At 36.9% G+C, this 15362-nt stretch carries 14 protein-coding genes; 11 read left to right on the top strand and 3 right to left on the bottom strand.

Features of this window, described 5'->3' with window-relative positions; translation table 11 throughout:
- The first annotated feature begins 15 nt into the window (after positions 1 to 15).
- The 5 genes from E2636_RS11880 to E2636_RS11860 all read left to right on the top strand — a co-directional run bounded on the left by E2636_RS11880 (position 16) and on the right by E2636_RS11860 (position 4924).
- Complete coding sequence (locus E2636_RS11880) at positions 16 to 1314, top strand: Zn-dependent hydrolase (protein ID WP_134210377.1); 1299 nt, start codon at positions 16 to 18, stop codon at positions 1312 to 1314.
- 125 nt (positions 1315 to 1439) lie between these two features.
- On the top strand, positions 1440 to 2258 hold the full coding sequence (locus tag E2636_RS11875) for a DUF3100 domain-containing protein (protein WP_134210376.1): 819 nt from the start codon (positions 1440 to 1442) through the stop codon (positions 2256 to 2258).
- On the top strand, positions 2251 to 2703 hold the full coding sequence (locus tag E2636_RS11870) for a hypothetical protein (protein ID WP_134210375.1): 453 nt from the start codon (positions 2251 to 2253) through the stop codon (positions 2701 to 2703). The genes E2636_RS11875 and E2636_RS11870 overlap by 8 nt, the downstream gene beginning before the upstream one ends.
- 297 nt (positions 2704 to 3000) lie before the next feature.
- The gene (locus E2636_RS11865) at positions 3001 to 3732 is read left to right on the top strand and encodes a YqcI/YcgG family protein (RefSeq protein WP_134210374.1); all 732 of its coding nucleotides are present in this window, start codon (positions 3001 to 3003) and stop codon (positions 3730 to 3732) included.
- A gap of 196 nt (positions 3733 to 3928) precedes the next feature.
- Entirely contained in the window at positions 3929 to 4924 is a 996-nt protein-coding gene (locus tag E2636_RS11860; RefSeq protein WP_134210373.1) for a YecA family protein, read from the top strand.
- An 81-nt stretch (positions 4925 to 5005) separates the two neighbouring features.
- Here the strand turns inward: E2636_RS11860 and E2636_RS11855 are convergent, their stop codons facing one another.
- From E2636_RS11855 to E2636_RS11845, 3 genes are all read right to left on the bottom strand, one after another.
- On the bottom strand, positions 5006 to 6271 hold the full coding sequence (locus tag E2636_RS11855; protein WP_134210372.1) for a collagen-like protein: 1266 nt from the start codon (positions 6269 to 6271) through the stop codon (positions 5006 to 5008).
- Between the two features lie 60 nt (positions 6272 to 6331).
- Positions 6332 to 7678, bottom strand: a complete 1347-nt coding sequence (locus E2636_RS11850) for a copper resistance CopC/CopD family protein (RefSeq protein WP_134210371.1) — start codon at positions 7676 to 7678, stop codon at positions 6332 to 6334.
- A 144-nt stretch (positions 7679 to 7822) separates the two neighbouring features.
- Positions 7823 to 8290 carry a GNAT family N-acetyltransferase gene (locus E2636_RS11845; protein WP_134210370.1) on the bottom strand — a complete coding sequence of 156 codons (468 nt, stop codon included), beginning with the start codon at positions 8288 to 8290 and terminating at the stop codon, positions 7823 to 7825.
- 220 nt (positions 8291 to 8510) lie between these two features.
- Between E2636_RS11845 and E2636_RS11840 the strand changes: the two genes are divergently transcribed.
- The 6 genes from E2636_RS11840 (at position 8511) to E2636_RS11815 (ending at position 15329) form a co-directional block, all read left to right on the top strand.
- Positions 8511 to 9032 (top strand): hypothetical protein, encoded by a 522-nt coding sequence (locus tag E2636_RS11840; RefSeq protein WP_166669512.1) that lies wholly within the window; start codon positions 8511 to 8513, stop codon positions 9030 to 9032.
- 344 nt (positions 9033 to 9376) lie between these two features.
- Positions 9377 to 10150, top strand: a complete 774-nt coding sequence (locus E2636_RS11835) for an ABC transporter ATP-binding protein (protein ID WP_134210368.1) — start codon at positions 9377 to 9379, stop codon at positions 10148 to 10150.
- Between the two features lie 17 nt (positions 10151 to 10167).
- Positions 10168 to 12030 carry an AMP-binding protein gene (locus E2636_RS11830; protein WP_134210367.1) on the top strand — a complete coding sequence of 621 codons (1863 nt, stop codon included), beginning with the start codon at positions 10168 to 10170 and terminating at the stop codon, positions 12028 to 12030.
- A gap of 3 nt (positions 12031 to 12033) precedes the next feature.
- Complete coding sequence (locus E2636_RS11825; protein WP_017379791.1) at positions 12034 to 12918, top strand: branched-chain amino acid ABC transporter permease; 885 nt, start codon at positions 12034 to 12036, stop codon at positions 12916 to 12918.
- A 4-nt stretch (positions 12919 to 12922) separates the two neighbouring features.
- Positions 12923 to 13987: a branched-chain amino acid ABC transporter permease gene (locus E2636_RS11820; RefSeq protein WP_134210366.1), complete on the top strand. Its 1065-nt coding sequence runs from the start codon at positions 12923 to 12925 to the stop codon at positions 13985 to 13987.
- A 73-nt stretch (positions 13988 to 14060) separates the two neighbouring features.
- Positions 14061 to 15329 carry an ABC transporter substrate-binding protein gene (locus E2636_RS11815; RefSeq protein ID WP_243840624.1) on the top strand — a complete coding sequence of 423 codons (1269 nt, stop codon included), beginning with the start codon at positions 14061 to 14063 and terminating at the stop codon, positions 15327 to 15329.
- Positions 15330 to 15362: the final 33 nt, after the last annotated feature.

Raw genomic sequence — 15362 nt, 5'->3', positions numbered from 1 at the left:
AGGTGGAAATAAATTTTGACTGAACAATATAACTTACAACAAGCTTTACTTTCTGACTACGATCAAACATGGTCAAAAAATGGGATTTCTGGTGAGCGAATAGCGAAACGATTACATGAGTTATCAAAAATAGGACTAACTTCTCAAAATGGTGTATCTCGTGTGGGCTTTTCGCCACTTGAGCAACAGGCGAAAGTGCTTGTGATGGACTGGATGAAGAATGCTGGAATGACGGTAACACAAGATGGTGCCGGAAACGTGGTTGGACGAATTGCAGGACAATATACTAATATTCCTTCAATTGCATCTGGTTCTCACGTTGATAGTGTCCCTGAAGGTGGTCATTTTGACGGTCCACTAGGTGTCATTGCTGCGCTTGAAGTGGTAGAGGCTTGGAAAGGGCATGGGATTATTCCATTGAAACCTTATGAAGTTTATGTATTTACAGATGAAGAAGGTACGCGGTTTAGTGGTGGGTTAACGGGTAGTCGTGCAATGACTGGTGTAATAGATATGAATAATCAAGTGACATTAAAAGATGAGGATGGCTTAACTTTTGAAGAAGTTTTAGCGACCACAGGGAAAACACTTGAAGGGTTTACTAAAGCCAAACGAACTAATCTTGGCATCGAGAGATTTATAGAAATTCATATTGAACAAGGGAAAAAGTTAGAGAATGCGAATTTACCTGTTGGAATTGTCAAAGGTATAGCAGGTCCTTCTTGGATTGAATTTGTGTTTGAGGGCAAAGCAGGACATGCAGGCAATACACCAATGGATGATCGGCAAGATGCATTAACTGCAGCTTCAGAATTAATTTTAAACATTGAAAAAGCTCCTTCCATGGTAAGTGCAACTAGTGTAGCTACGGTTGGTAAAATTCAAGTAGAACCGAATGGAGCAAATGTGATTCCAGGTAAAGTTAGTCTGATCACAGATATTCGTGACATTAATGAAAAAACACGAGATCAAATCGTTTCTAACATCGTAAATAAAGCACAAGAGATTGCCATATCTCGAAATATTAACGTGACAATAACTGAAAAAATGCGCACACCTCCAGTACCGATTGGTGAAGAAATGACTAAAATGCTTAATGGCGTATTTAATGATATGAAGATTGAAAAACAATATCTTGTTAGTGGTGCGGGACATGATGCCATGATGCTAGGTGCGCTCATTCCAGTGGCTATGATATTTGTTAGAAGTAAGAATGGTGTAAGTCATAATCCTGCTGAATGGACAACTTTAACGGACTGTACCATCAGTGCTCATGTATTAAAACAAGCCATTGAAAAGTGCATGGAATTGTAGGTGAATAATTGTAAAAAAAGTGTGAAAGAACAAGTACTATATTTGAAGATATCCTGATCAATTACCGAATGGTGTCTGTCTAATCTTTAAAAAAACAAATAAAGGTTTTGAAAGTGGGGAAAATGATGGAGAAAGCAGATTTGAAAGCTATTGTGAAGGATTGGCGTTTGCATGCAGTCGTTTTGATAATTGTATGTGTCACGGAAGCTATTGGACAGTTTGCATTTAAAGTTGGTCCAGGTGTTATTTTACTGTTACCGATGGTTTATGCATTTATTATTGGATTGGCTCTATTTTTTACACCACTTGTTAGTGACAAGATGGCGAAAAATGCTGAACCATTGATTGTCCTCGGAGTAACTTTACTCATTGCGAAAATCGGTGTTTCGATTGGACCTCAAATAGAGGCATTGATTGAAGCTGGACCTGCATTGCTTCTGCAAGAATTAGGGAACCTAGGGACTATATTTTTTGCATTACCATTAGCAGTCCTTTTAGGTTTTAAACGTGAAAGTATCGGTATGACTCATTCTATAGGCCGTGAGCCTAATGTAGGTTTGATTGTTAATAAATTTGGGTTTGGATCAGCAGAAGCACGTGGAGTAATGGCTGTCTATATTTTTGGTACGGTATTTGGTGCAGTATTTTTAGGGTTAATCGCTGGTTTATTAGCGACTACTACACCTCTTCATCCGTTATCTTTCGCCATGGCATCCGGAGTCGGAAGCGGCAGTATGATGGCTGCAGCAAGCGGGTCTCTTATCGTCGCATATCCTGAGATGGAAGATCAAATTGTCGCATTTGCAGGTGCCAGTAATTTACTGTCACTAGGAACAGGTTTATTTTTCAGTATTTTTATTGGACTTCCTTTGACTGAAAAACTCTACTCTCTTATGATGAATCGGAAAGTGCGGAAATTAAAAGGGGGCAACCCGAATGCTTAAACATTTAACAGAATGGACATTGGTATTAGGCATCTTCGGGATTGCAGCAGCTTTGGGAAATTGGCTAGGCTATGACGTGCTTCCTTGGGTTGCGATTCCTGGTTTAATCATATTAATCATGATAAGTGTAGCTGGTCTTATTTTGGAAAAATTGATTCCAGGGAATATACCCGCTGTTGGATATATTGGGGTAATCGGAATACTTGTATCGTTACCGTTTGTACCAGGTTCAGATTTTATCGTTGAATGGACTTCTAAAGTTAGTATATTGGCATTGGCTACACCCATTTTGGCATATGCGGGAATATCGATTGGTTCTAACTGGGCAGACTTCCGTAAACTCGGAATTCGGAGCATCATAGTAGCCATCATGGTGTTATTTGGAACTTTTATTGGTTCAGCATTAATTGCAGAAGTAATTTTAAGATGGCAAGGTATTATATAAAAAATGTTCAAAGTTCCATGCAGGCCATTGGACTTTTTGGAGCCCGATTTGAAATGATGAAACACGAAACCCTTGTGGTAAATTAATTAGTAGTTGGAGTCATTTTGATGAGCCCATAAAAAAAAGACTTTCCTAAACAAAGACACAAATGTCCACCGATTTGTGTCTTTGCTTTGTTATAGGGATAGAAGCACTTGGGCATACGTAAGATGAAGAACAACTGTCTCTAATTAAACGGATCGAATTAGTTCTCAATGGTCTAGGTATAATGATAAAATGTGTGGTGGAGGAGATTCAATGTTAACAAAACAACAAGCTCTATTAACGAAAGAAGACTTTTCAACTCGAACAGATTTACCTAAATGGTTGATCGATGAATATAAAACATTTCACAACATAGTGACCGATAAAACATTTCCTTGTCATTTTGGAATGGGTGGAGAGTTAAAAGGAGAATTACGTTATGGCTTTATAACGCAAGATGACTGGTCCAATTTACCGAAAACCTTGGAAGGATTTCTAGACATATTTCAAAATCCAAAGCATAAAAGACATGGTTTATTTGTATTTGTAGAACCATTTAAAGTTGAAGGTAATCTAGAACAATATCGGAAACAGTTTTGGGATATTCTACAGTATTTACATAAAGTAGACCCGGTAGAATGGCCCGAAAATGCTCCTCGTGACCCTGAGCATCACATGTGGGATTTCCGCTTTCATGGAGAACCAATTTTTGTGTTTGCCAATGCACCAGCTTATAAGCAAAGAAAGACACGTCATTTGGGGAACTCTATGGTTCTTGGATTCCAACCTCGTAAAATTTTTCAAGGTCTTGAAGGGACTGAAAAAGGAGGCATCATGTCTCGTGATAAAGTTCGTGAACGTGTGGAAGCGTGGGATGAATTGCCAAAGCACCCGGACATAAGCCATTTTGGCGACCCTCATCATAATGAATGGAAGCAGTTCTTTATTGGAGATGACGTTGAGCCGTTAACAGGCAAGTGTCCTTTCAATCATAAATCCTCTTAATTGTAGTTTGCTATATTGTAAAATCTAAAATGGACAACAACATATGAGAAGTAGAAAAATACTAAGAGACTTCAGCTTCAGTTGAAGTCTCTTTTTACTCTCTATCCATAAGTCCCAAGTCCCTCGTCGACTGTATTCAAGGCGAAATGCATGCTACACTAAGATGTAAACTTTATTAATTAAGGGCGTGTTTTATATGATAGGACGTAATGATCCGTGCCTATGTGGTAGCGGTAAAAAATATAAAAAGTGTTGCGAAAGTAAACAAGCGGTCTCTATTGAAGAAGTACGTTCAGAAGAGTTAGATCGCCTACTACAATTATTTTATGATGAATATCCAGAACGAAAAGATTTACCTGCTTTGCTAAGTGTCATGAACGAATGGAAATCTAAGTTAGACAAATTCTTAGTTGAAGAAATGATTGAAGCAATTGCAATTGATGAATTCTTCTTCCATAATAAACCTGAAATTTGGCTAAATTATATTGAAAAACAACAGAAAAGAGCAGTTCGACCAGCTGTGGTCGAGGTGTTAGAACATTGGAAAACACCGACCGTACTCCTTGGAGAAGTGGTTGGTGTGGAACTGAAATTTATGTTGGTAAAAGACATATTTACAAATGAAACTCTGTATTTGAAACGTGAAAGTGAAAAGCCTGTTCCTTTAGGTGTACATGCTTTCTGCTTTAGGCTACCTGATATCAGCTTAAAAGAAAATCACTATCTAGCTGTTTCAAGTTTAATTTTCCTCCCAACTGATCATCATGATTCAATCACATCATTTGCCAAGGAAAATTCTGCTACGAGTAATGAAGAGTCATCTAAGTTCTTACAAAATCACCTCATTGAATTCTGGGAAATGCTTGGGTCAAATGGTTATGATGGTGGGGAATTTACAGATTTTGAAGCTGGAATATTAATTGAAGTAATGGAAAGACTAGAGAAACAAAATCGTAATCCCGAAAAATTGGTTAGTATTATTGAAGATTATTTAGTTACAAATCAGCCGAATGCAAGAAAAGAAGGAGCGGTCGCAGCCGGTGCCATTCGCTTTGGTCAAGAACATGAATTATTTGAAGGTCCATACTGGAGTATAAAAGAGATTGCTGAATGGTATGAGGTTTCGACTCATTCACTAAATAAATATTATAAAGATATTAACGAATTTTATTTAGTAAGCACAACAAAATAAGTAGAGTAGCCCGCCGAAAAATTATTTCGGTGGGCTTTCTCGTACTCAGTTCCATTTATCTGAATTTCAGTCGTTAATTCATTAAGAAAGTTTTTTTATTGTCAAAGAAGCATTTACAAGGATTTCATTGCTAACTAAATCTGTTTGTAGGTCTATATAGGTAGTTGTTAAAGTAAGGTTTCGTAAAGTGAGTTCGCTGTTTGAGGCTAATGAAAGGATGGTCAAGCCATTATTTTGTGGGTTCTCGATATTTGAACTGAAAGTATTATTAGGAATAGCTACGCCATTAGCAAAAAGAGTGAATTGATTTTGGTGGCGTGCAGACACTTGAAAAATAATTTCATAAATTCCAGCTTTTTTAACGACAATGCTTCCTTCACCTTCATTATGCAAAAAGCCTTCGGTTAGGATACCATTAGAGTTAAATTTGAGAGATTCATCTTTTGATAAACGTTGGATGTCTGTGTTGTAAATATGGGCAAATTCTGCAATTCCGCCAGATATCCCTGGTTTACCTTTAGATCCAGTTTTTCCTTGTAAACCTTTTTTACCTTGAGGTCCGATATCCCCTTGTAACCCAGTTTCCCCTTGAGGTCCGATATCCCCTTGTAACCCAGTTTCCCCTTGAGGTCCGATGTCACCTTGTAACCCAGTTTCCCCTTGAGAGCCGGTATCACCTTTAACACCCGGGTTCCCTTGAGGTCCGATATCACCTTGTAACCCAGTATCCCCTTGAGAGCCGGTATCACCATTAACACCCGGGTCCCCTTGAGGTCCGATATCCCCGTGTAACCCAGTTTCCCCTTGAGAGCCGGTATCACCATTAACACCCGGGTCCCCTTGAGGTCCGATATCCCCTTGTAACCCAGTATCTCCTTGAGAGCCGGTATCACCATTAACACCCGGGTCCCCTTGAGGTCCGATATCCCCTTGTAACCCAGTTTCTCCTTGAGAGCCGGTATCACCTTTAACACCCGAGTCCCCTTGAGGTCCGATGTCCCCCTGTAACCCAGTATCCCCTTGAGAGCCGGTATCACCATTAACACCCGGGTTCCCTTGAGGTCCGATATCCCCTTGTAACCCAGTTTCTCCTTGAGAGCCGGTATCACCATTAACACCCGGGTCCCCTTGAGGTCCGATATCCCCTTGTAACCCAGTTTCTCCTTGAGAGCCGGTATCACCTTTAGCTCCAGGTGCTCCTTGAAATCCCATATAGCCTCGTGGTCCTCTTTCACCGCGTTCACCTGGTGGTCCTGCATATCCTTGAAGACCGGTGAATCCTCTAGGACCTCGTCTTGCTTTGCATGTTGAACAATTACAACATTTACGTTTTTTTTGCTCGTCCATGAATTCACCTCTATTCAACTTAGCGTATTCATAAATAATGAATGGAGTTGGACTTTAAGCTTAAATTGATGAACTAAGTTGTGTTAAAACGCCTACAATTATCAGGATGATGATAGCTAAAGCACTATCAAAAAATAAGTAACTTCGTTTGCTAAGGGAGCCAGTTTTTTTCATATGTTGACGAATAAGACTTCCTAGGATGAAGACACCAATCACTGCGACAATTTTCGTGATTAACCAGTATCCCCATTCAGTCGTCCATAGTGAAGAAAGGGATGGTGCTAGTAGCCATGCGTAAATGCTGCCTGTAATAGTTAAGATAATTATGCTAAGTAAAGCCATTTTAGAGAAAGTTGAAATGAATGGTTGTGCCATACTCTTTTTCCATAAAAGGATGACATAAAATAATCCTGCTATCCATAAAGCTGAAAAAAGTAAATGAATGAAGTTTAAGCTAACCGTCACAATAGGAATTTGAGTAGCAATTGCATGACTGTTTAGGCTTTTTATTATTAAAATTCCCGATAGCCATGCGAGATCAACGTATCGATTACGTCCAACAATATAAAGACCTAAAACAGTAATTATGATAGCTGCTGTCCAAAATTGTCCAACCTCTGTTTGAAGAAATAAATCCTGCCATGGTATTCCTTCAAATACGCGTGTAAAGTTACGAGCCTGAGACCATGTGAAAAGGGCTAGCATTACTAGATGAATCAATTGCATCTGCGCCAAATAAGGGATTTTATATCCTTTGAATCTCCATAACAAAGAACCCGTTAGTACTAACAGTGCAAGTAAGTATGCTGATTTAATGATTGATGAAAGGGGAGTAGCGGTTTTATTGGTAGTGAATTCCATCTTGTCGGCTAAAGAAACCATATCCATCGACGGTTGCTCATCTATTTCATTTAAAGACTTAGTTGGGACTTGTTGTTGTGGTTCAATAATTGTAGGAGTATCTGTTTGTTTATTTTCACTAGTGCCATTAGATGATGCGTCAGTTGACAGTTTCTCTTCGGTTTCAGAAGAGGTTAGTTGTTCTTCAGTTTCAATGGTAAAAGAAATGATTCCTTCAATTGGGTGACCATCTTTTGAAATCACCGAATAAGTTACGGTGACTAAACCGTCAGTTGTATCTAAAAGAGAAATTGATAATTCATCACCAGCAGGGTTTATGGAAGATTCTCCATTTATTACCGATTCACCTTGTTCATTTTGCGCATCCATTTTATATACTTGATTGTCAATTGTTGTACTAAATGTAAGGACGACTTCATTTGGTAAAGTTTTGAGTACTGCTCCATCAACGGGAGAACTTGATGCTAAGTCTGCATGAGCATCCACATTTGTGGTGTATGTAAATAAACTCATTGTTACACATAAAATCAAGATAATTGTTTTCATCCTACACACCTCTTTTTATTCTATAGAAAGAAAACGAAAGGAATGTTCAAAAAGATTAGATATTCTAGTAATATGTGAACCTTTTGCCACCCAAGTAGGGAGCATCTACTAAATTGATACATACTATAATGTTTTTCGTTTCAACTAGCTTGACAATGTTTTCAAAAATTTCACTTCACCATCTGCACGGAATTGTTCAATAAAACCCAATTTCATATGTGCAAAGATGCTGCCTTCATTGAATTCTTCTGTGTCTGAAGCTACTTGATGACATCCCTTTTTGATCGTCCACGTTTCAACAGCATTAACTACTAGCTTTCCGAAACCTTTTTTTCGGTACAAGTCTTTTACAAACCAACCTTCCATATAGCCAGCTAACCCAAAACGCATATGTACATTTTGATGTAATTTTGCCTCTAAAAAACCAACATGCTCATTTTGAACTTCTACAATAAATGCTTGAAACGTTTGTGGGCAATTCAGTTGTTCAATTATTTCTTGTTTATGTTCGTTTAATGGACAGTGTGGCCATAATAAAGTTCTCATATCGAGCCATGATGAGATGTCATCAATTGTCATTTCTCTTACAATGGCTTGTGTAGTTAATGTCAAAGAACCACAACTTTCTTGTCAAATTTATAATAATACCGATTACAAGCATTAAGAGATATTACATATATAAGAATTCTTGTGATGGTTATTGCAGTCTACTTAAAGAACAGAGAATATGAACCAGTATACCATTTCTTGTGTGGGTATATTTAAATAAAATTATAACATAATTTGGCAGGAATTTATGCAGGTATTGTAGAAATATAGAGATAAAGGAGTGGTGAAAATCAAAAAGAATAGCATCCATTATATTTTGTTCATTGCTGGAATTGTAGTAGTTTTTACCGGGATTGTAACCTCAATAAGTAATGGTGGAACTGAAAGCATCAATGAATTTGATGAAATAAGTAATAATTTTTCTTTTTCGATCCTGTTTTCAGTCTTGTTTCCCTATGTAGTTATCGGAATCGTGTTAATTGGATTGTCTGAAGTTGTTAATCTTTTGCAAAAATTAGTAAATCATTTTATTGGTATTCCAGAGAAAGTAGAGCCAGTTTTCAATGACTTAGTTGAAAATAAAGATAAAGAAGAAGTTTCTATAGCGACTAAAGTAGAAATTAATATGTTTTATGAAGAAAAATCGCTACAAATTGACGAGATTCGTCCAACAAAATTTGAAGATTTTTATATCGTTATCCGTGGAAATGATAAAGATTTAGTAGAACTAGGGGGCTTCCATCCAATAATTGTTTCAAATGAGAGGTTAGAGCATTCTCAAACTTTAAGGGAGTTATTGCAGTAATTTAATAACTTGGACACAATTTGATGATTATTGGTTTCGTAAAAGATCGCCAATTTACTACCAGATAACTAACAATGTAAGTCATAAATACATTTGTTATTACAAGATATTCTATTAAACGCTAATTTCTTTCATAATTCGTCTCGAGAATGTCTAGTTTTCTAGGGATTTACAGTGTAAACCGTAATATTTTAACTAGTACAGTTTAGCTATAAATCCTATAGTAATATATTAAATTAATAATATATTTAGAATCTTCGAAATATTATATTGACTTGAGCGGTCGCTCATTTGTACAATGAATATACGCTTTACTTGAGAAGGCAAAGTAAGGAGGAGAAAAGATGAACAACATGTTGACTATTGAAAATCTCTCACTTCAGTTTGGAGGAGTAAAAGCATTAAATGATGTAAGTTTCCACATTGAAGAAGGAGAAATTTTCTCATTAATTGGACCTAACGGTGCTGGAAAAACGAGTATGCTAAATTGTATTAGTGGTCTATATCAACCAACAAAAGGATCTATGAAATTTCAAAATCAAGAAATATTAACAATGAAACCTTATAACAGAACTGGACTAGGAATTGCACGTGCATTCCAGAATATTGCACTATTTGCTCATATGTCAGTGTTAGATAATCTTAAACTTGGTAGACATATTCATATGAAATCAGGACTATTTGCGGGGGGTTTATATTGGGGTGCTGCACAAAAAGAAGAAGTTGAGCACCGACATGCAGTGGAGGAAGTAATTGAGTTCCTTGAAATGCAAGATATTCGTAACGTTCCTGTAGGCACATTATCATATGGGCTTCAAAAACGAGTAGAGGTAGGGAGAGCATTAGCTCTTAACCCAAAGATGATTTTACTAGATGAGCCAATGGCTGGAATGAACAGCAGTGAAAAAGAAGATATGGCACGTTACATTATCGATATGCATGAAACAAAAGGAATGACAGTTGTATTAATTGAACATGATATGGGCGTCATTATGGATCTATCTGATCATATTGCTGTACTAGATTTTGGTAAGTTGATTGGCTTTGGAACACCAGAAGAAATTCAAAATAATCCAGAGGTAATTAAGGCTTATTTAGGGGAAGAAGAAGCTGGTTAAGAGGAGGCAATGAAACAATGACTGGGAAAACGTTGCCGCAACTATTATTAAACAAAGCGGAAAATAATGGTAATGATATTGCAATGAGACAAAAGTACTTGGGAATATGGAATGAAATAACATGGGCTTCTTATTATAGTAACGTAAAGGATTTGGCTGTAGGTCTAGTTCATTCATTAGATTTTAGACAGGGCGATAAATTAGCGATTATTGGAGAAAATAAGCCACAATGGCTTTATGCCGAATTAGCAGCACAAAGTGTTGGTGGTATTGCTGTTGGTGTTTATCAAGAGTCCACCCCTTCAGAATTTGCCTTTATGTTAAATCATTGCGAGGCGAAAATTGTCATTGTCGAAGATCAAGAACTAGTTGATAGATTATTAAGTATTGAAGATCAAATACCTGCTATCGAGAAAATCATCTACTATAACTCTAAAGGGATGAGAAACTATAAACATCCTAAGCTAATGTATATCCATGATTTACAAGAACATGGGAAAATCTATGATGATAGGAATCCCGATGAATTTCAAAAGCTGATTGCTAATGGTAAGTCTAATGACACTGCAATCATCGCATATACATCTGGAACAATTGGAGAGCCTAGAGGAGCTCTTTTATCGCATCAAAACTTAATTTCCTCAGCTAATCAAATGGCGAAAATTGAAACAGTAAAAGAAGGCGATGACTATCTTTCTTTTCTTCCACTAGTTTGGATAGGTGAACAAGTTATGAATATCACAATGTCTCTACTTCATGGAGCAACGCTAAACTTTCCAGAAGAAACATCAACGGTTGGCGGCGATTTACGAGAAATAGGACCACATGTGATATTTGCTCCACCTAGAATGTATGAAAACATACTCTCTAAGTTCAAATTACGAATTCAAGGATCTAGTTGGTTTAAAAAGAAAGTTTACGACTTATTTAAACCCTACGGCGATAAAATGGCTGAAGCAAAGCTTCATAATAAACCTGTATCTTTCAGTACTAAGCTTATGTATACACTTGGAGACTATTTAATCTTTAGTGCCATTCGAGATCATTTAGGTTTAGCAAGAGTAAAAAGCGCATATACAAATGGAGGTTCCATTGGGACAGAAGTACTTGAATTTTTCCATGGACTAGGTGTTAATTTAAAACAAACTTATGGTTCAGCTGAGCTGTCAGGAGTTGCCTTTGCACACCGTAATGGAGATATAAATTTGGATAGCGTTGGTGTTCCACTTCCTGATACAGAAGTGAAAATTTCTGAGGAGGGTGAAATTTTAATCAAAAGTCCGGGTGTTTTCCAAGGTTACTATAACAATGAAGTATTGACTAAAAACGTGCTTAATGGTGGTTGGACGCATATGGGAGATGCTGGATACATCGGTGATGATGGTCATTTATATGTTGTTGATCGTATGCAAGACGTTTTCCAGTCAAAAGAAGGTAAAAAAATCTCTCCAGCTCTTATTGAAAATAAACTAAAACTTAGCCCTTATATTCGTGAAGCAGTTGTCATCGGAAAAGATCGTCCTTACATCGTAGCTATGGTGAATATTGATATCGATAACGTAGGTAGATGGGCGGAAAAGAAACAACTCAATTACACGAAATATTCTGACCTCACAGCATTACCTGATGTAATTAATCTTATTGAAAAAGAAGTTTCAATTATTATGAAAGCGGTTCCTGAAAATCTTCAAGTAAGGAATTTTGTTCTCCTTGATAAAGAACTAAGTACAGCTGATCAAGAATTAACTAGACTTAGAAAGGTAAGAAGAAATTTTGTTATTAAAAAATACCAATATGTAATAGATGAACTGTACGGGGTAGAAAGTGGAATAAGTGTTAACGATACAAAAATCACACAGATAGAACAGGAGGTGACTTAGAGCATGACATTTTTCTTGCAAATGCTTATAACAGGCGTTGTTGTTGGTAGTATTTACTCGTTAGTTGCTCTAGGATTTGTTCTTATCTATAAAGCAAGTGATGCCTTAAACTTTGCAAATGGAGAATTTGTTTTAATTGGATCCTACATTTGTCTTACATTAGTTGCTGTTTATAAAATACCATTTCTAATTGCATTTGTACTAACACTTGTGTTCAATGCCTTGTTAGGAATGGCGGTTGAAAAAGTGGTTCTAAGGCCATTAACAAATGCACCAGTAATATCGGTCATTATGGCTACGATTGGGTTAGCTAGTTTGCTCGGTGGTATTGTCCATATGATTTGGGGACACCAAACAAAATCATTCCCACCTATCTTTTCGTCTGAACTAATTCGAATTGGGGATATTATCATCTCACCAATCTATATGTGGTCTTTCATTATTGTCATGATCTTACTTGCAATATTCACATTATTCTTTAAGTTTTCTAAAATGGGACTTGCTATGCGTGCTGTAGCAGATGACCAAATGGCAGCGCTATCTATGGGGATTAGTGTTAAATCGGTATATGCCATCACATGGGGAATCGCTGCACTTGTAGCCGCAGTAGGTGGGATTCTATTAGGAAATATCAATGGTGTAGATGCTTCTATGACAGTGATTGGTCTAACTGTACTTCCTGTTGTTATTTTAGGTGGATTAGATAGCATTCCAGGTGCTATTGTTGGAGGCTTTATAATTGGTATTTTGCAAAGTTTATCAGTAGGTTATCTCCAACCAATTATTGGTGGAGGGATAAAGGAAGTAATACCATTTATCGTTGTAATCATTATTTTAATGATTAAACCATACGGTCTATTTGGTAAAGGTGGAATTGAAAGGGTGTGACGGAATGAAGAATCCATTTGTAATGGAATGCGGAAATTACAAGACAAGTTATAGTAAAGACATGGAATTATTTCGCGTTCGACGTGTGAAAATAAGGATGTTAATTATCGTCATATTGCTGTTTTTATTTCCACTATTTGCTTCTAATTATGTTATTGGTTTAGCTACACTATGTGCTATCGCAGTAATTGGCGCTATAGGGCTAAATATTTTAACTGGTTTTACAGGACAAATTTCAGTAGGTGTAGGAGCATTCTTAGCTGTTGGTGGTTATACTTCTGCCATATTTACAACGACATATGGTTTGAGCTTTTGGATATCACTGCCACTCGCTGGATTAATCACTGCAATCATCGGTGGTATGTTCGGTATACCATCGCTTAGACTTAAAGGTTTATATTTAGCTATTGCCACATTGGCAGCTCAAGTTATTATTCTTTGGATTATTAGTAGTTGGAGTGTAACTGGTGGTGGGGCAGGAATGGTATTGGAACGTCCGGCAATTGGAGGATTTTCGTTTTATGACCAGAACAGTTACTACTATCTGTGTTTGATCGTCGCAGTATTTACTACGATTTATGCACTTAATTTATTTAGAACACGTACAGGACGTGCATTCTTAGCTGTACGTGACAGAGATGTTGCAGCTCAAATTATGGGAATTAACTTATTTAGTTATAAAGTTATGTCATTTGCTATTAGTTCTTTCATTGTGGGAATTGCGGGAGCATTACTTGCTCATTACACAATGATTGTCACTGTAGAACTTTATAGTATTCAAGTTTCTATTCAATACTTAGCTATGATTTTAATCGGTGGATTAGGTAGTGTGTTTGGTGCCATATTAGGTGCCGTATTTATTACTTTATTACCAGTAGGGCTAGGTTACATGGTAGAGTATCTAACTATATTTATTCCAGATGCTCATTCGTTACTTTCATCATTCCGTGAAGTTGTTTTCGGATTAGTCATCATATTATTTTTAATCTTTGAACCAGGTGGTTTAGTTCACATTTGGAATAATATTAAAAACTACTTCCGGTTATGGCCATTTTCTACTAAAGAATAAGTATGTTAAGTAGTTTTACTTTTAAAATCTCTACATGAGATTTTGAGTATATATATAATAAGGGGGAATTAATTTGTCAATATTTTATAGTTGGAAGAAGCTAAGCTTGACGTTTGTAAGTCTAATACTTTTGATGGGTGTTCTAGCAGCTTGTGGCGATGGAGACTCAGAGACTGGTGGCGAATCATCAGGAGATAAAGTTATTAAGTTAGGTGGACTATTTGATGAGTCAGGTGCTACTGGTGATGTAGGAGCTCCATATGCAGAAGGAGAAAGAGCATTTTTTGAAAACTTAAATTCTAAGGGTGGAATTGATGGCTATAAAGTTGACTTTATTGGTGAAGATTACGCCTACGATACTAGTCGAGCTCAACAAGTTTATCAAGGATTAAGAGATCGACATGAAGTGGTGGCTGTTCTTGGATGGGGTACTGCGGATACAGAAGCACTTAGAAAACAAATCATTAATGACAAAATACCATTTTTCTCAGCATCGTATTCTGAAAACTTAAAAGATACAGGAAATGAAAGTGGTTATAACTATCTAACTGCAGCAAGTTATTCTGATCAAGGTCGTGCAATACTTGATTGGATTGAAGAAAATCATAAAGGTGAATCACCTGCAAGAGTGGCGTTAGTTTATCATAAAGGGCATCCTTTCTCTGAATCACCGATTCAAGATATTAAAGACTATGCTAAAGAAAATCTAGATGGTGTAGTAGAAATTACGCCGGATGTATTAATTGAACTTGGTGATACAGATCCTCTAACAACACTTCAGTCTTGGTCAAGAAGCAATGAGGAACCGGACTATACAATTATTAACTATACATGGGGTCAAACAAGAAATGTTGTACGTGATGCGAAATCATTAGGCTGGAAAACACAATTTATGGGGTTAAACTGGACTGCAGGAGAAGGATTGATACCTGCTGGAGCAGACAACCAACAATGGGTTGATGTATTAGATGGCTTTATTGGTGTAGTAACACATGCATTCCCAACTGAAGATCTTCCAGGTATGGAGCCAATTGTTGAGTATTTAGATTCAAAAGGTAAAACAGTTGAAGATATTAACCAAAAATTCGTTCAAGGTTGGGCAACGGCAAGTATTATGGCTGAAGCGATGAAAATTGCAATAGCTGAAACTGATGGTGATGTTACAGGTACAGATATGAAAGCAGCAATTGAATCAATTCAAGATTTCGAATTACATGGTTTAGGAGCAGATGTTTCTTTCTCACCTGATAATCAAGCTGGTACTGATAAAATTCGTTTAGGTCAACTTAAAGATGGTGAGTGGGAAATCATTACAGAATACTTTGGTATTAGCGACAAATAATTCTTTATAGAGAGGCATTTTGTTCTAGTGTTC

This window comes from Paenisporosarcina antarctica (assembly GCF_004367585.1).
Taxonomy (GTDB): Bacteria; Bacillota; Bacilli; order Bacillales_A; family Planococcaceae; genus Paenisporosarcina; species Paenisporosarcina antarctica.
Note: the sequence above shows the minus strand (reverse complement) of the source record. Positions and strands in the feature narration are given on the sequence as shown.